The organism is Kitasatospora sp. NPDC088134, from assembly GCF_044741705.1.
GTDB lineage: Bacteria > Actinomycetota > Actinomycetes > Streptomycetales > Streptomycetaceae > Kitasatospora.
Map to the genome: position 1 here is coordinate 1 of NZ_JBIUTD010000024.1, position 15,576 is coordinate 15,576.

The following is a 15,576-nucleotide window of genomic DNA, read 5'->3' on the forward strand; positions in this document are numbered from 1 at the left end:
GGGTCAGCGTCCTGTGGGCACTCCTGCGCGACAACCGGATCTTCACCTCCGATCCGGCCGCGCAGACAGCTTGACTCAGTCATTGAGACTCCTCAACAGGGGTTCTTCAGCGGGACGTTCGAGAAATCCGGGCGCTCAGGCACGGGTCAGGTGGGCCGACCAGGCGAGCAGGGTGGGCGGCCCGTCCAGGTCGGCGAGGTCGGCGAACTCGACCCGGGCGCCGCGGGCGCGCCAGGTCTCCACCAGGTGCATCAGCCGCATCGAGTCCAGACCGAGGTCGCGCAGGTCGTCCTCGTCGTGGATGTCCTCGGGCGCCTCGCCGAGCAGGTCGGCGATCTCGGCGCGCAGGGTGTCAGGGTCGAACCCGGCGGGGGAAGTCATTGCGTCAAGTCCGTTCCGGAATAAGCGATGTGACGGCGAGTCAGGCGATGGCGGTGGCGGTGGCGCTGCGGGCCCGCAGGTCGCGGCCGGAGCGGCGCAGCAGCAGCGAGTCGCGGATCTCGCCGGAGCGCACGGCCAGCGTGGAGAGCAGCGAGGAGGTGATGCCGTGGGTGTGCTCGGTGCCGCCCTGGAGGTAGATGCCGACATCGAGGCGGTCGGCGGTGAGCACCCGGTGGTCGCGGTCGACCCGGAGCCGGCCCTGTTCGTCGGTGCGGCAGTCGGCGGCGAGCTCGCCGAGCAGTTCGCGCGGGTCGACGTGGGTGTAGCCGGTGGCGAGCACCACCGCGTCGCAGTCCAGGGCCTGTTCGCGGCCGGTGGTGAGCGAGCGCAGCTGCGCGCGGACGCCGTCGGCGGTGGGCTCGGCGCCGGTCAGCCGGGTGGTGTTGAGCACCCGCAGGCGCTCCTGCCCGGCGACCTTCTCCTGGTAGGCGGTGCGGTACAGCGCCTCGATCAACTCGCCGTCCACCACGGAGTAGTTGGTGTTGGCGTGCTGGGCCAGCAGGGTCCGCCTGGACTCTTCGGAGGCGGCGTAGAACTCGTCCACCGCGGACGGGTCGAAGATCCGGTTGGCGAACGGGCTGTCGTCGGCGGGGCTGTAGCCGTACCGGGTCAGCACGGCGCAGATCTCCGCGCCCGGGAAGGTGCGGTGCAGGTGCTCGACGGCCTCGGCGGCGGACTGGCCGGCGCCGACCACGGCGATCCGGCGGTGCCGCAGGCCGCGCCGAGCCAACTCCGGTGCGCGGAACAGCAGATCGCGGGTGTGCCAGACGCTCTCGCCGGTCTCGACCCCCGCGGGCAGCCGTGGGGTCAGACCGGTGCCGACGGCGATGTTGCGGGCCCGGCGGACCTGCCGGTCGCCGCCGTCCGGCGCCTCGGAGACCACCTCGACCTGCTCGATCCGGCCGTCCGGGCCGGTCAGCGGGCGGATGCCGGTGACGGTGCGGGCGTAGTCGACCCGGTCGGCGAACTCGGCGGCGCACCACTCGAAGTAGGCGTGGAACTCCAGCCGGGTCGGGTAGAAGGTCTTCAGGTTGATGAAGTCGGCGAGCCGGCCCTGTTCCTGGAGGTACGTCAGGAAGGTGAAGCGGCTGCGCGGGTCGCGCTGGGTGACCAGGTCCTTGAGGAAGGACACCTGCATGGTGGCGCCGTCCAGCAGCATGCCGCGGTGCCAGCCGAAGCGCTCCTGGCGCTCCAGGAAGCCCACCCGGAGCGGGGGTTCGGCGCCGGTCCGGTTGTGGTCGTCGACCGCGATGGCGAGGGCGAGGTTGGCGGGGCCGAAGCCTATGCCGACCAGGTCGTCGACCTCCGCGTCCGGGCGGCCCGCCTCGTTCTCCAGCGACATGCGCGTCCTTCCCTCTTCCCGATGCTCATCGATGCGCACCGATGCGCACCGATGCCGGTACGACGGGACCGGACCCGCCCGGCCCCCAATTACTTTGGTTAGGCTTGCCTAACTTGTCTTACGACGGGCGGCTGAGTCAAGTTCAGCCCCCGCCCCGGCCAGGGCTTTTGGCCCCGGCCGCCGCTCAGCGGACCGCCGGCGCCACGGAGCACCGGGTCGGCGACCACCCGGGTGCCGGGCGCGTCCGCACCGAAGGCGCGCAGTACCGCGTCGGGCTCCCGCCCGTCCAGCACCCGCACCTCCCCCACCCCGGCCCGCAGCGCGGCCAGGCAGGCCGTCATCTTCGGGACCATGCCCCCGGCCAGGCCGGGCAGCAGGGCGGCCAGCTCGGCGGCCGGCAGCTCCCCGATCACCTCCCCGTCCGCACCCCCGCCCGGGGGCCAACTCCGGTACAGGCCGGGCACGTCGGTGAGCATCAGCAGGGTGCGCGCACCCAGCGCACCGGCCACGGCGGCGGCCGCGGTGTCGGCGTTCACGTTGTAGACGGCACCGTCGTCGCCGACCGCGACCGAGGACAGCACCGGTATCCGGCCGTCCGCCAGCAGGGCCCGCAGCAGTCCGGTGCGCACCTCGGCGACCTCGCCCACCCGGCCCAGGTCGACGGGCTCGCCGCCCACCAGGCAGCGGCGCTTGACGGCCCGCAGGGTGCCCGCGTCCTCGCCGGTGAGGCCGACCGCGAACGGGCCGTGCACGTTGACCAGGTTGACCAGCTCGCGCTGCACCCGGCCGGCCAGCACCATCCGGACCTCGCCCATCACCTCGGGCGTGGTGACCCGCAGGCCGCCCGCGAACGGGGCGCTGAGGCCGAGCCGGCGCAGGTGGGCGTCGATCTGCGGGCCGCCGCCGTGCACCACCACCGGGCGCAGTCCGGCGTACCGCAGCAGCACCACCGAGCGGGCGAAGGACGCCTTCAACTCCTCGTCCACCATGGCGTTCCCGCCGAACTTGACCACCACGGCGGACCCCCGGCGGGCACCCAGCCCGGCCAGCCAGTCCAACAGGTCCGGCTCCTGCGCCTGCGGTTGGACCACCGTCCGCCTCCCACCCTCGATCGCCGCCCCGTCCACTGCCCCATCAACTTAGGCAAGGGTTACCTTACATGCAGCTCGGAGCACTGCCCAGCACGCCCCGACGGGGCACCGGCCCGACCATGGCCGACCCCTTGGAGAGCGCTCTCATGACGCATCGGCACACCCGGACTCCCCAGTCTTCAAGACCCGAAGGCAAGTTGGGCGGAAATGCCTAGCAGAACAAGGGTTCTTTGACGTTGCCATGCTGATAACGCGTCCGTACGATTCAGGGCTACCGGCGGCGGGACACCGCCGCAGAGAGCGCTCTCAGATCGAGGGAAGGTTCTTCCATGGCTGCTCCCCCACGCCCGCGCCGCTGGCCCTTCGGCGGATTCGCCCTGCTGGCGGCCGCCGCCCTGCTGGCCGCCGCCCCGTTCGCCTCGGCCGCCGCCCCGGCCGCGGCCGCCCGGACCGCCGCCCTGCCGGCCGCCGAGCAGGCCGCCGGGCAGGCCGCCGAGCAGGTCGCCGCGGCGAACTGGGGCGACGACTTCGACGGCCCGGTCGGCTCGGCCGTCGACCCCGCCAAGTGGACCCTGGAGACCGGCGGTTCGGGCAACGGCAACCACGAGCTGCAGTACTACACGGGCGGCGCCGCGAACGCCGCGCTGGACGGCCAGGGCCACCTGGTGATCACCGCCAAGCGCAACACCGACCCCGGCCTGTCCTGCTGGTACGGCACCTGCCAGTACACCTCGGCCCGGCTGAACACCTCGCGCACCTTCACCCAGGCGTACGGGCACTTCGAGTCCCGGATCAAGATCCCGCGCGGGCAGGGCATCTGGCCGGCCTTCTGGATGCTCGGCAACGACCTCGGCACGGTCGGCTGGCCGAACAGCGGCGAGATCGACGTGATGGAGAACATCGGCCGCGAACCCGGCACCGTGCACGGCACCTTCCACGGCCCCGGCTACTCCGGCGCGGCCGGCATCGGCGCGCCCTACAGCCTCCCGGCCGGGCAGTCCTTCGCCGACGCCTTCCACACCTTCGCGGTCGACTGGAGCCCCAACTCCATCACCTGGTCGGTGGACGGCAACGCCTACCAGACCCGCACCCCCGCCGACCTCGGCGGCAACCGCTGGGTCTTCGACCACCCGTTCTTCGTGATCCTCAACCTCGCGGTCGGCGGCGACTGGCCGGGCAGCCCCGACGGCTCCTCCAGCTACCCGCAGACCATGGTGGTCGACTACGTCCACACCACCACCTGGGGTGGCAGCACCGGCCCCTACACCGGGCGGATCACCGGGCCCGGCGGCATGTGCGTGGACGTCGCGGGCGGTTCCAGCGCCGACAGCACGCCCATCCAGCTGCACAACTGCACCGGCAACGCCGCCCAGCAGTGGACGGTCGGCACCGACGGCACCGTCCGCGCCCTCGGCAAGTGCCTGGACGTGGCCGCCGCCTCGCACAACGACGGCGCGGTGATCCAGCTCTACACCTGCAACGGCACCAGCGCCCAGCAGTGGCAGCACCGCTCCGGCAACGACTTCCTCAACCCGGGCTCCGGCAAGTGCCTGGACTCCCCGAACGGCTCCGCCGCCGACGGCACCCACCTGCAGCTGTGGACCTGCAACGGCACCGGCGCCCAGAAGTGGACGCTCGGCTGACACCCCGTCGGCCCCGCCCACCGCGGGGCCGGGGACCCCCGGGCCCCCCCCCCCCGCCCCCCCCCCGGGGGGGGCGGGCCGCCCCCCCCCCCGCCCCCCGCCGGCCCGCGCCCCCTCCCGGCCCGTCGCCCCCGCCCCCGCCCCCGCCCCCGCCCTGTCACCGTCACCGTCACCGTCGCCGCCCCTCCCGCCCCCACCCGGAAGGACACCCGCCCGCCATGACACCCCGTCACGCCCAGCCCCCGGTCCCCGCGTCCGGCGGGCGGCTCTCCCGCCGCGCGCTGCTGGCCGCCGCCGCGCTCGCACTCCCCGCCGCCGCCCTGGCGACCGGCGGGCAGGCCCAGGCGCAGACCCCGGCCACCCTGGCGCTCGACCTGGCCAACACCACCGGCAGCAACACCGTGTACGCGTACGTGCTCGGCCGCGACCCGGCGGCGGGCGGCAGTTGGGCCTTCCTGCAGGCGAACGGCAGCAGCCTGTACCACCCGCCGAACCCGGCCAACGACCAGACGCCGCTGGGGGTGGACTGCGCGATCGCGCTGAACGCCTCCGGGGCGGCCCCGCGCCGGGTGACGCTGCCGCACCTGGACAGCGGACGGATCTACTTCTCGGTCGGCGCCAAGCTGACCTTCCTGATGAACCGGGGCGGCGGCCTGGCACTGCCCTCGGTGGTCAACCCGACCGACCCGAACATCGACGTCCGGCACGACTTCTGCGAATTCACCTTCAACAACGACCAGTTGTTCGGCAACATCACCTTCGTCGACATGGTCTGCCTGCCGATCGCCTTCCAGTTGGAGGTCTCCGGCGGCCCCACCCAGACCGTCCGCGGCCTGCCCGCCGACGGCCTGTCCCGGGTCGCGGCCGCGCTGCGCGCCCAGTCCGCCGCCGACGGCTCCGACTGGAGCCGGCTGGTCGTCAACCGCGGCAGCGGCGACCTGCGGGTGCTCGCCCCCAACCTGGCGATCCGCGGCAACAGCGCCCTGTTCAGCGGGTACTTCGAACCGTACGTCGACCAGGTGTGGAGCAAGTACGCCGGGACCGACCTGCGGATCGACACCCAGTACACCTGGGGGGCGTTCACCGGGCGGGTCAGCGGCAGCACCCTCAATTTCCCCGGCGCGGGGTCCTTCGCCAGGCCCTCCACGCTGGCGATCTTCTCCTGCAGCGACGCCCCGTTCACCACCGGCAACGACCTGATGGGCAATCTGAGCGCCCGGCTGGCGGCCGCGTTCAACCGCACCACGCTGCTGAGCAACCCGAACCAGCCCACCGGCGAGAACCCGGCGACCTTCTACACCCAGGCCCGCACCAACCACTACGCCCGCATCCTGCACTCCACCACGCCCGACGGCCTCGGCTACGCCTTCCCGTACGACGACGTCCACCCGGCCGGCGTCGACTTCGAGGGCAAGGTGCAGTCCGGCGCGCCGACCCGCTGGGTGATCACCGTCGGCGGCCTGTCCGGCGGCGGCACCCCGACCACCCCGCCGCCGAGCGGCGGCGCCTCGGCCTTCAGCACCGTCCAGGCCGAGTCCTTCACCGCCCAGTCGGGGGCGCAGACCGAGGCGTGCTCCGACACCGGCGGCGGCACCGACGTCGGCTGGCTCGCCAACGGCGACTGGCTGCGCTACACCCTCGACTTCGGCTCCACCGGCGCCACCCGGATCGACGCCCGGGTCGCCTCCGGCGCGGCCGCCGGCGTCAGCGGCCTGGTCCAGGTCCGCCTGGGCAGCCCCACCGCCACCCCCGTCGGCTCCTTCGCCCTCGCCAACACCGGCGGCTGGCAGACCTGGCGCACCGTCCCCGCCGACCTCTCCCGGATCACCGGCGTCCGCGACGTCTACCTGACCTTCAGCAGCGGCCAGCCCGCCGACTTCGTCAACCTCAACTGGTTCGTCTTCTCCTGAGCCCGGCGGCGGATCGCCGACCCTTGCCGCCGCCTATCGAGATTCGATAGATTTCCATCGTGGCTCGATGGAAGGTCGACTGATGGGAAAACTGACGGTCCGCGCCCTGCGCGCCGTGCTCGTGGTGGTGTTCACCGGCACCGTGCTGGTCCAGGTGCTGATGCTGTGGACGCTGGTCAGTGGGAGCGACCCGGAGGACGGGACGCTGCCGCTGACCGCGTTCCGGGTGATCACGGTGCTGGGCCTGGGCGCGGCGCAGGTCGTGCTGGGGTGCGTGTGGCGGCTGGTGGCGATGGTGCGGCGCGGGACGGTGTTCTCGGCGGCCGCGTTCCGGTACGTGAACGGCATCATCGGCGCGGTCGTCGTGCTGGCGCTGCTGTGGTTCGTGGTGACCGCCGTCAACGCGCCCGGCCAGCGGGAGGATCCGGGCGTCACCGTGATCATGGGCGGGATCGGCCTGGCGGTCCTCGGCGTCGCGCTGATCGTCGCGGTGCTGCGCGCCCTGCTCGCCCAGGCCGTCGCCCGTGACGTCGAAGCGGCGCAGCTGCGGGGCGAGTTGGACGAGGTGATCTGATGCCGATCACCGTCGACATCGACGTGATGCTGGCCCGGCGCAAGATGTCGGTGGGCGAGCTCGCGGAACGGGTCGGCATCACCCCCGCCAACCTGGCCGTGCTCAAGAACGGCCGTGCCAAGGCGGTGCGCTTCGCCACCCTCGCCGCCCTCTGCGAGGCGCTGGCCTGCCAGCCCGGCGACCTGCTGCGCTGGGAGCCCGAGGACGCGGAGGACGCGGAGGACGCGGAGGACGCGGAGGGCTGCTGAGCGGCGCCCGTGCGGCCCGGGGTGGCGGTGTTGCCGGCCACCGGCGGGCCGCGCGGGCGCCGATCGGCCGTCAGGTCTTCCCGGCGGCCGGTTCGGGGACCTGGCTGAGCGGCGCGGCCAGCGACTCCAGGCTGCGGCGCTCGGCCTTCACTCCGATCAGCGCCTCGACCAGCCCCGCGGCCGCCATCAGGGCCGCGCCGATGCAGAACGCCAGCGTGGTGTCGCCGACCTGGCCGCTGCCGACCAGGCCGTTGAAGAGCAGCGGCCCGGAGATGCCGCCCGCCGCGGTGCCGACCGCGTAGAAGAACGCGATGCACAGCGCCCGGGTCTCCATCGGGAAGATCTCGCTGACCGTCAGGTAGGCCGCGCTGGCCCCGGCCGAGGCCAGGAACAGCACCGCCGTCCAGCAGGCCGTCATGGTGGTGGCGTCCAGCGAGCCGCGCTGGAACAGCCAGGCGGTGCCGAACAGCAGCACCCCGGAGCCGAGGTACGTCCCGGCGATCATCGGGCGGCGGCCGACCGAGTCGAAGAAGTGGCCGAGCAGCAGCGGGCCGAGGAAGTTGCCGACCGCGATCACCGCGAAGTAGTAGCCGGTGTCGCCCGCGGGGACGTCGAAGAAGGTGGTGAGGATCGCCGCGTACCCGAAGGTGACCGAGTTGTAGAGGAAGGACTGCCCGATGAACAGCGACAGGCCGAGGACGGTGCGGCGCGGGTAGGTGCGCACCAGGGTGCGGGCGATGGTGAGGAAGCCGATCGGGCTGCGCACCCGGATCCGGATCGGCGGGTCCTCGACCGGCGGCAGTTCCTTGCCGCTCTCCTCCCGGACGATCCGCTCCGCCTCCGCGACGATCTCCTCCGCCTCGTCGCCGCGCCCGTGCAGGAACAGCCAGCGCGGGCTCTCCGGGACGTGCCGGCGCACCAGCAGGATGACCAGGCCGAGGACGACGCCGATGCCGAAGGCCAGCCGCCAGCCGACGTCGGTGGCGAACAGCGCGCTGTCCAGCAGGGCGATCGAGGCGAACGCGCCGAGCGCCGCGCCGATCCAGAAGCTGCCGTTGACGATCAGGTCGACCCGGCCGCGGACCCGGGCCGGGATCAGTTCGTCGATCGCCGAGTTGATGGCGGCGTACTCGCCGCCGATGCCGAAGCCGGTGAAGAACCGGCACAGGAAGAAGAACCAGGCCGTCCAGGAGAACGCGGTGACGGCGGTGGCCGCCAGGTACACCGCGAGGGTGATCATGAACAGTTTCTTGCGGCCCAGCCGGTCGGTCAGCCAGCCGAAGAACAGGGCGCCGCAGCAGGCGCCGGCCACGTACAGGGCGGCGGCCACCGAGGTGACCTGGGTGGTGCTGATCGCGATCCCGCTGCCCGGTTCGGCGAGCCGGGCGGCCAGGTTGCCGACGATGGTGACTTCCAGGCCGTCCAGGATCCAGACGGTGCCCAGACCGATCAGGATCCGCCAGTGCCAGGGTGACCAGGGCAGGCGGTCGAGCCGGCCGGGTACGTCGGTCTCCACCGTGCCGGGACCGGGCCCGGCCGCCTCGCGTTGCGCTGTGGACATCTCGGCCTCCGTCCCTCGGACGCACGCCCGGCCCCTCCGGGCGCGCCGCCCCCGCGTCTGCCCCGAAGTGCCGCGCGTACGCCGATCTCCCCGCTCGGACGGCCGGGACTCGTGGCCCGGGCGGTCAGACGGTGGTGAGCCGGTCCAGGAACTCCGGGACGCCGTCCACCCGGCGGTGCCGGGCCAGCGCCGGGGCCAGGTCGCGGACCAGCGACACGCAGCGCGGCGCGCCGATCCGGGCCGACAGGTCGAGCGCGCCGGCGGTCGCCGCGAGGGCCTGCTCGACCTCGCCGGTGCGCAGCAGGGCCCGGGCCTGGTAGGTGAGGAAAACGGCGCGGGTCTTGTCCCGGGCCGGGGGCAGCAGCGCGACGCCCTCGGCGATCCGGGTCCGGGCGGCGGCGGGGTGGCCGAGGTCGAGCAGGCAGCGGCCGGAGTCGACGGCCAGGTCCGCGGGGCCCATCCAGCAGCACCAGCCGGGCGGCGGCTCGGCGCCAGCACCGTCCAGGGCGCGTTCGGCCGCCGCCAAGTCCCGGTAGCAGGCGGCCCGTTCGCCGAGCGCGGCGTCCGCGCGGGCCCGCCGGAGCAGCAGCAGGGCCCGGGCGGCGGGGTGCCGGACGCCGGTGAGCGCGTAGCCGAGCCGGTCGGCGGAGGCCCGGGGCCGGCCGAGCCAGGTCGCCTGGTAGGCGGTGTCGGCGAGGACGCCCGCGACCCGGTCGCGGTCCCCGGCGGCGTGCGCGGACAGCAGCGCCACCTCCCACATCCGCCCGGCGGCGGCGTGCCGGCCCTGGTCGAAGCGGTACCAGCCGCAGGTGGAGGCGAGCGAGGCGGCCAGCCGGTGCAGTCGCCGTCCCGTCCGCCCGTCGTACTGTCCGTCGGCCAGCAGGCCGGTGACGGTGGCGAGTTGGGCGTCCATCAGGCGGGCCGCGTGGCGCCGCTGCTCGGTCGGCAGCACCGCCAGGCCGTTGCCGCCCGCCTCCAGCCAGTCGACCACCGCGCCGTCCACCCGGGCCCCGCCGAACGCCCGGGCCAGCCGCTGCGGTTCGGGCGCCGCCCACTGCACGGCCAGCACGGCGAGCGAGGCCACCCCGAACCCCACGAAACTGCGACGGTCCACGGCGGCCCCCGGTCCCACGTCTCGGCCGGTCCCGCTCCCGGTCCCGGCCCTGTCCGGGGCGGATCGGGCACCCGTCCCGGTACCGACAGTAACGCCGGACGCCACCGGGCAACGGGCAACGGCGCGCTTTGGGCAGATCCCGACCGCTCGTGCCGCATCCCGACCGAGAACGCCCGCCCCGGGAACGCCCTGCCCCGGGAACGCCCTACCCCGGGAACGCCCGGCCTGGGCCGCCGCCGCCCGGCTGCCGTGCACGGGGCGCACGCACGCGGGCCGCCCCGCCGGACGGGGCGGGGCGGCCGGGCGAGGCGGTCGGCGGGGTCAGGAAGGGGTTCGGCGGGGTCAGGAAGGGGTTCGGCGGGGTCAGGAAGGGGTGATGCGTCCCCGCCAGCCGCCGGTCTCCAGACCGCGTTCCTCGACGAAGGACTTGAACCGCTCCAGGTCGCCGCGGACCCGGCGGTCGACCATGCCGAGGGCGTCGGCGGTGTGTTCGGCGATGCCCTGCGGGTCGTAGTCCATCGCCAGCCGCACCTCGCAGCGGTCGTCGCCGAGGCGGGCGAAGCTGACCGCGCCCATCTGCTGGACGTCGCCGCCGACCGTCCGCCAGGCGATCTTCTGGTCGGCCAGCTGGTCGACGATCTCGGTGTCGAACTCCCGGGTCACCCCGGCGATCTTGGTGCGCCAGTGGTTGTGGCGCTCGTCGATCTGGGTGACCTCCTCGACGCCGTCCATGAAGCGGGGGAAGTCCTCGAACTGCGTCCACTGGTTGTACGCGGTGTGCAGGGGGACGTCGACCTCGATGGTCTCCTGGACCAGGCTCATCTGCGCTCTCCTCCGTGTCTCCGGGTGTTCTGGGCGTTCTCGGGACTGTGGGCGTTCTCGGGACTGTCGGGACGGTGCGGACCTGCGGGCGGGCCGTCGACCGTCACCACCGGTACCAGCGGGAGCGGCCGCCCCCGGTGCCGGTGCCGCGGGCGACGAAACCGATCAGCCACAGGATCAGCACGGCCACCGCGACCCACCACAGCACTTTGACGGCGAATCCGGCGCCGAACAGGATCAGGATCAGCAGCAGTACCAGCAGCATCGCGAGCATGACGGTCGCACCTCCTCGGTCCGGGGGCGGCCGCCGACGGGAACGGGCGGCGGCCGCACGGCCCGCTGCGGGCCTGCCGGACGTCTGGCCGTTCCGTCCCGTTTCAAACCCCTTTCGCCGTGTCCGGGCTTTCCCCGGCGAGCAGTTCGATCGCGATCAGGCAGGTGTCGTCGTCGGTGTCGGCGGCCAGGCTGCGGGCACGGTCGTCGGGCATGGCCCGGGCGGTGACGGCGATGATCGGGACGGTGCCGGCGTCGGTGCTCTCGCGGATCGCGGCGGTCGCCGCGCAGCCGTCCAGCTCCAGCACGGTGCGCCCGGCGAGCCGCCCGGAGCGGGCGGGGGCCGCGGGGGCGGGCGGGACCGCTCCCTCCTTCCTTCCGCTGTGGCACCGGTGGGCTCAGTGCTCCGCCGGGGGACGGACGATCTCCAGCCACACGCTCTTCCCGCCCCCGTCCACGGGCTCGCACCCCCACGCGGCCGACAGCCGGTCCACCACCCGCAACCCGTGGCCGCCCGGCCGGGCCAGAACCTGCCGGGGCCGCAGCACCGGCGGCCGGTCGTCGCCGTCCCGCACCGCGACCCGCACCAACGGGCCGTACCTGGTCAGCTCCAGCCGGTAGGGGCCGGTCGCGTGCTGGCAGGCGTTGGTGACGAGTTCGCTGGTCATCAGCAGCACGTCGGCGGCGGCGGCCCGGACGGCGTCCTCCGACGGCAGGCCCGCGCCACCCGTCCCGGGACCGTCCTCCCCCCTCGGCAGCCAACCCCAGGCGCGCAGCGCGAGCCGGGTGAACTCCCGGCCCAGCGCGACGGTGCCGGGTGCCCCCGAGAGCGGCAGGCTGCGCCGGTCGGCACCCGTCGGAACGGGCCCGGCGGAACTGACGGGACGGCCGGTCATCACTCCTCCCCCTCCCCCGTGCCCCCGCCCTCGCTACCGCCCCCGTCCTGGTCCCCGTCACCGTCCTGCTCGCCGCCCCCGTCCGGCTCGCCGTCCGGCGGCACGGCCGCGGAGAGCGCCTCGTCGACACCGGGGTGCACGGGCAGGACCTCGTCCGCGCCGGTGATCTGCAGCATCCGGGCCACCACCGGCCCGGGCCCGGCCAGCAGCAGGGGCAGGCCGACCTGCCGGGCGGCGGCATGGGCCCGCAGCAGCAGGTTGAGGCCGGTGGAGTCGCAGAAGTCCAGGCCCGCGCAGTCCACCACCAGACGGCCGGGCGGGTCGGCGACGGCGCTCTCCAGCGCCTCCCGGAGCGGGCCGACGCTGTCGTGGTCGAGCTCCCCCTCGGGGCGCAGCACCAGCGCCCCGGGAGGGCGGCGCTGCGTCACGGTGAGGGGTGCGCCCGCAACGGGCTGGGTGTTCACGGTTCCGGCCACCTCCTGCGCCTCCTGCCGTCCGGCACGGGCCCCTTCCAGCCTGCGAGCCCCACCCCGATGCGGCTACCCGGCCGTCCCCACCCCAACCAACGGGCTCGTTCGGGTCTCCTTCACTCCGCGTGCTCCGCGCACTCCCGTCCCCGTCCCTGTCCCCGTCCCTGTTCCTGTTCCTGCTCCTGCCGGTCCGGCTGCGCGCGGCCCTCGATCTGTGCGCGCAGGCCCTCCAGGGTCGCGGCCAGGATGCGCGAGACGTGCATCTGGGAGACGCCGATCTCGGCGGCGATCTCGCTCTGGGTCAGCCCGCCCCAGAACCGCAGCAGCAGCACCGTGCGCTCGCGTTCGGGCAGCCGGCTGATGAACGGCTTCGCGGCGACGCGCAGTTCGGCGAGTTCGAGGGCGGGGTCGCAGTCGCCGAGCCGGTTGATCAGCGCGCTCCCGGCGTCCTCGGAGCCGTCGTCGCGCAGCGAGTCCAGCGAGTCGCACCGGCACAGTCGCCCGGCCTCCAGTCCCTCGGCCGCTTCCTCCTCGCTGAGGTGCAACTCATCCGCGAGTTCGGCGAGTTCGGGCAGTCGGCCGAGGTCCTGCTCCAGCCGGTCGGAGGCGCGGGCCGCGGCCAGGTAGCGTTCCTGCACGCTGCGCGGCACCCGCAGCGGCCACGAGGTGTCGCGGAAGAACCGCTTGATCTCGCCGGAGATGGTGGGGATCGCGTAGGTGAGGAACTCGACGCCGCGCTCCGGGTCGAAGCCGTCGACAGCCTTGATCAGGCCGACCGTGCCGACCTGCAGGATGTCGTCGAGCTCCTCGGGGCGGTGCCGGAACCGGGCGGCGACGAACCGTACCAGCGGCATGTTCAGCTCGATCAGGGTGCCCCGGACGTAGCCGTACGCGGTGTCCTCGGGCGGCAACTGGGCCATCCGGCGGAACAGCGCGTCGCTCAGTTCGCGGGCCTCGTACTTGCCCATGGCGCGCATCTCGCGCCGGGTGGGCCGGTACATCGGGTCGACGCCGTCGGCGTCCGCGGGGGTCACGGCGGGGCCGGTCGCGCCGGCGCCGGACAGGCATGGAGTGGAAGTGTTCACAGGGAGTCATCTCCCGGGTGACGGTGGGGACCTGCCCCGTGCCACGCGGTGGCGCGCCGCGCACGGGGGCGCTCGACGGCATCCGTGCAGCGGCGGCCCGTGCGGAACGACGACGGGGCGGGCGAGAACCGTGGTACCCGGCTCCTTCAGGCGACGGCTCCCGGCACGCGGCTCGCATGCCGTGATGGGCGACCTCGCGGGTCGGCCGCGCCGGGTGCTGCCCACCCTGCGGTGAACAGTCGGCACGGCACTCCCCTCCTACCCGATCCCGAACGTCCCAATCCACCCGATCCAGCCCGATCCAGCCCGATTCGTCCGAGATTCATCCGGGCCCGCCGGGGTAGGCGCGCCGGAGACCGTCCCACGACCGAGAGGAGTCCGCCATGCCCGCCGGATCGAGCCCCAAGCGGGAGCGCCAGTACGAGCACATCAAGGAGAGCGCGCTGAAGCGCGGCGAGAACGAGGAGCGCGCCGCGGAGATCGCCGCCCGCACGGTGAACAAGGAGCGTGCCCGGCACGGCGAGAGCCGCACGGCGAGCCGCAGCTCGACCCACGACGTGTCCTCGGGCCACCGGGGCGGCAAGCGCTCGCACCGGGGCGCCCAGGGGCCGACGTACGACCAGCTGTACAACGAGGCCCGGCAGCGCGGCATCAAGGGGCGCTCCAAGATGAACAAGCACCAGCTCGAACGCGCGCTGGGGCGGTGAGGACGATGACGATGACGATGACGATCCCGATGCCCGCCGACCCGGACGTCCGGCCGCCGGAGCCGCCGGACAGCCCGCCCCGGCCCACCGACCCGCCCGGGCCGTTCAGTCCCTCCCCCGTTCCGCCGGACCCGGCGCCGCCGCTCGCCCCGCCGATCCCGCACGACCCGCAGCCGCCCGCCCCGCCGCCGTCCCCGGAACCGCCGGACCCGCACGGCCCGCCCTACCACCCCGCGCCCGGCCCCTCCCCAGAACCCGGCCCCGACCCCGAACCGCAACCCGGGCCGGGGTGACCGCGGGGCCCGCCCCTGCACCGAACTCCCTTGCCCCGCAAGACACTCGGCACACTCGGCGTGGAGGATCCGGGCAACCGCCTGCCCGCGCGGCGCGCCCGCCACCGCCGCCCCAGCCGGCTCCGAGGAACCGACCGGAACGAGCCGATTGATCCGCTTCCGTCCGGGCAGACGCTGTCCGGCCCGGGCACGACACAGGGCCACCAAGACACCGAGCAACCACGACACGGAGCTACGGAGAGCCACGGAGCTAGCGAAAGGACCTGGACCATGCTGCTGCTCGGACTGCTGTTGTTCGCCGCGTCCGGTGCGTTCGCGGGCCTGCTGATCGCCGACAACCTCGGCGGCGGGCCCGAGACGGGCGTGTCGATTCTCGGCCACCACCTCGCCACCGTCAGCACCCTGGGCGCGTTCCTCGCCGGACTCGCCCTCGCCCTGCTGTTCTGCGCCGGCCTCGCCCTGATGGGCGGCGGCGTGCGCTGGCACCGCCGTCGCCGCCGCCCGGTCGAGCCGGCCACGGCCGCGCCGACCGTCGCGGAGCGCACCGGTGGGGCGACGGACCCCTACGACACCGCGGGCCTCCCGCTCGCCGACCGGCCCGCGGCGAACCAGCCGCCGACCGCGAAGCCGCCGCGCACCCGGCCGCGCCACCGCTTCACCCACTGAAGCACCGTCACTGACGCACCGTCGACTCCCGGAGGGAACGATCGTGAGCAACGCATCCGACAAGCTGAAGCACAAGGCCGAGGAGGCCCTCGGCGCCGCCAAGGAGAAGGCCGGTTCCGCGACCGGCAACGAGCGACTGGAGCACGAGGGACGCGGCGACCAGGCCGAGGCCCAGGTCAAGCAGGACGCGGACGAGGCGAAGGCCCGGATCGAGGAGGGTGTCGACAAGGTCAAGGGCGCCTTCAAGCGCTGACCCCGCAGACCGGCTGACCCCGCAGACCGGGGACGGCCGCGCGGGCTCGGCGGCCCGACCTGCGGCGGGGGGGCGGGGGGGCCCCCCCCCCCCCCCGCCCCCCCCCCCCCCCCCCCGCCCCCCGGGCCCGCCCCCCCCCCCCGCCCCCCCCCGGGGCCCCGCCCGGCCCCCGGGCCCCCCCCCCAAC

The 15,576-nt window shown here is 74.2% G+C and carries 19 protein-coding genes; 8 read left to right on the forward strand and 11 right to left on the reverse strand.

The genetic code is table 11. The features are described 5' to 3' along the window. Positions 1 to 135: 135 nt before the first annotated feature. The 3 genes from ACIOHG_RS28805 to argB all read right to left on the reverse strand — a co-directional run bounded on the left by ACIOHG_RS28805 (position 136) and on the right by argB (position 2,910). The gene (locus tag ACIOHG_RS28805; RefSeq protein ID WP_400954741.1) at positions 136 to 381 is read right to left on the reverse strand and encodes a phosphopantetheine-binding protein; all 246 of its coding nucleotides are present in this window, start codon (positions 379 to 381) and stop codon (positions 136 to 138) included. A 40-nt stretch (positions 382 to 421) separates the two neighbouring features. Further along, the gene (locus ACIOHG_RS28810) at positions 422 to 1,783 is read right to left on the reverse strand and encodes a lysine N(6)-hydroxylase/L-ornithine N(5)-oxygenase family protein (protein ID WP_400954743.1); all 1,362 of its coding nucleotides are present in this window, start codon (positions 1,781 to 1,783) and stop codon (positions 422 to 424) included. 98 nt (positions 1,784 to 1,881) lie between these two features. Further along, on the reverse strand, positions 1,882 to 2,910 hold the full coding sequence (argB, locus tag ACIOHG_RS28815) for an acetylglutamate kinase (protein WP_400954744.1): 1,029 nt from the start codon (positions 2,908 to 2,910) through the stop codon (positions 1,882 to 1,884). Positions 2,911 to 3,203: 293 nt separating this feature from the next. Here argB and ACIOHG_RS28820 point away from each other — a divergent pair, with 293 nt between their 5' ends. The 4 genes from ACIOHG_RS28820 (at position 3,204) to ACIOHG_RS28835 (ending at position 7,249) form a co-directional block, all read left to right on the forward strand. Next, positions 3,204 to 4,517 carry a ricin-type beta-trefoil lectin domain protein gene (locus ACIOHG_RS28820; RefSeq protein ID WP_400954745.1) on the forward strand — a complete coding sequence of 438 codons (1,314 nt, stop codon included), beginning with the start codon at positions 3,204 to 3,206 and terminating at the stop codon, positions 4,515 to 4,517. 218 nt (positions 4,518 to 4,735) lie between these two features. Next, positions 4,736 to 6,427 (forward strand): beta-1,3-glucanase family protein, encoded by a 1,692-nt coding sequence (locus ACIOHG_RS28825; RefSeq protein ID WP_400954747.1) that lies wholly within the window; start codon positions 4,736 to 4,738, stop codon positions 6,425 to 6,427. Between the two features lie 82 nt (positions 6,428 to 6,509). Beyond that, entirely contained in the window at positions 6,510 to 7,001 is a 492-nt protein-coding gene (locus ACIOHG_RS28830) for a DUF2975 domain-containing protein (protein WP_400954749.1), read from the forward strand. Then, positions 7,001 to 7,249: a helix-turn-helix domain-containing protein gene (locus ACIOHG_RS28835; protein WP_400954750.1), complete on the forward strand. Its 249-nt coding sequence runs from the start codon at positions 7,001 to 7,003 to the stop codon at positions 7,247 to 7,249. The genes ACIOHG_RS28830 and ACIOHG_RS28835 overlap by 1 nt, the downstream gene beginning before the upstream one ends. A 70-nt stretch (positions 7,250 to 7,319) precedes the next feature. Here ACIOHG_RS28835 and ACIOHG_RS28840 read toward each other — a convergent pair whose 3' ends face one another. From ACIOHG_RS28840 to ACIOHG_RS28875, 8 genes are all read right to left on the reverse strand, one after another. Further along, complete coding sequence (locus ACIOHG_RS28840) at positions 7,320 to 8,810, reverse strand: MFS transporter (protein ID WP_400954751.1); 1,491 nt, start codon at positions 8,808 to 8,810, stop codon at positions 7,320 to 7,322. A 124-nt stretch (positions 8,811 to 8,934) separates the two neighbouring features. Next, positions 8,935 to 9,924, reverse strand: a complete 990-nt coding sequence (locus ACIOHG_RS28845; protein WP_400954752.1) for an XRE family transcriptional regulator — start codon at positions 9,922 to 9,924, stop codon at positions 8,935 to 8,937. A gap of 363 nt (positions 9,925 to 10,287) precedes the next feature. Then, entirely contained in the window at positions 10,288 to 10,746 is a 459-nt protein-coding gene (locus ACIOHG_RS28850) for an SRPBCC family protein (protein WP_400954753.1), read from the reverse strand. 103 nt (positions 10,747 to 10,849) lie between these two features. After that, a complete protein-coding gene (locus ACIOHG_RS28855) occupies positions 10,850 to 11,020 on the reverse strand; it encodes a hydrophobic protein (protein WP_400954754.1) in 171 nt (56 codons plus the stop codon). 103 nt (positions 11,021 to 11,123) lie between these two features. After that, on the reverse strand, positions 11,124 to 11,327 hold the full coding sequence (locus tag ACIOHG_RS28860) for a hypothetical protein (RefSeq protein ID WP_400954756.1): 204 nt from the start codon (positions 11,325 to 11,327) through the stop codon (positions 11,124 to 11,126). Between the two features lie 90 nt (positions 11,328 to 11,417). Beyond that, positions 11,418 to 11,915 (reverse strand): ATP-binding protein, encoded by a 498-nt coding sequence (locus tag ACIOHG_RS28865; RefSeq protein WP_400954757.1) that lies wholly within the window; start codon positions 11,913 to 11,915, stop codon positions 11,418 to 11,420. Next, positions 11,915 to 12,379 (reverse strand): STAS domain-containing protein, encoded by a 465-nt coding sequence (locus ACIOHG_RS28870; protein ID WP_400954759.1) that lies wholly within the window; start codon positions 12,377 to 12,379, stop codon positions 11,915 to 11,917. Before ACIOHG_RS28870 ends, ACIOHG_RS28865 begins: the two co-directional genes overlap by 1 nt. 122 nt (positions 12,380 to 12,501) lie before the next feature. Continuing rightward, complete coding sequence (locus ACIOHG_RS28875; RefSeq protein WP_400954761.1) at positions 12,502 to 13,470, reverse strand: SigB/SigF/SigG family RNA polymerase sigma factor; 969 nt, start codon at positions 13,468 to 13,470, stop codon at positions 12,502 to 12,504. 383 nt (positions 13,471 to 13,853) lie between these two features. Between ACIOHG_RS28875 and ACIOHG_RS28880 the strand changes: the two genes are divergently transcribed. The 4 genes from ACIOHG_RS28880 to ACIOHG_RS28895 all read left to right on the forward strand — a co-directional run bounded on the left by ACIOHG_RS28880 (position 13,854) and on the right by ACIOHG_RS28895 (position 15,389). Further along, positions 13,854 to 14,177 carry a plasmid stabilization protein gene (locus ACIOHG_RS28880; RefSeq protein ID WP_400954762.1) on the forward strand — a complete coding sequence of 108 codons (324 nt, stop codon included), beginning with the start codon at positions 13,854 to 13,856 and terminating at the stop codon, positions 14,175 to 14,177. A gap of 11 nt (positions 14,178 to 14,188) precedes the next feature. Next, positions 14,189 to 14,470: a hypothetical protein gene (locus ACIOHG_RS28885; RefSeq protein ID WP_400954764.1), complete on the forward strand. Its 282-nt coding sequence runs from the start codon at positions 14,189 to 14,191 to the stop codon at positions 14,468 to 14,470. Between the two features lie 270 nt (positions 14,471 to 14,740). Beyond that, the gene (locus tag ACIOHG_RS28890; protein ID WP_400954765.1) at positions 14,741 to 15,136 is read left to right on the forward strand and encodes a hypothetical protein; all 396 of its coding nucleotides are present in this window, start codon (positions 14,741 to 14,743) and stop codon (positions 15,134 to 15,136) included. A gap of 43 nt (positions 15,137 to 15,179) precedes the next feature. Then, positions 15,180 to 15,389, forward strand: coding sequence for a CsbD family protein (locus ACIOHG_RS28895; RefSeq protein WP_400954767.1), 210 nt, complete (start codon positions 15,180 to 15,182; stop codon positions 15,387 to 15,389). The last annotated feature ends 187 nt before the right edge of the window (positions 15,390 to 15,576 follow it).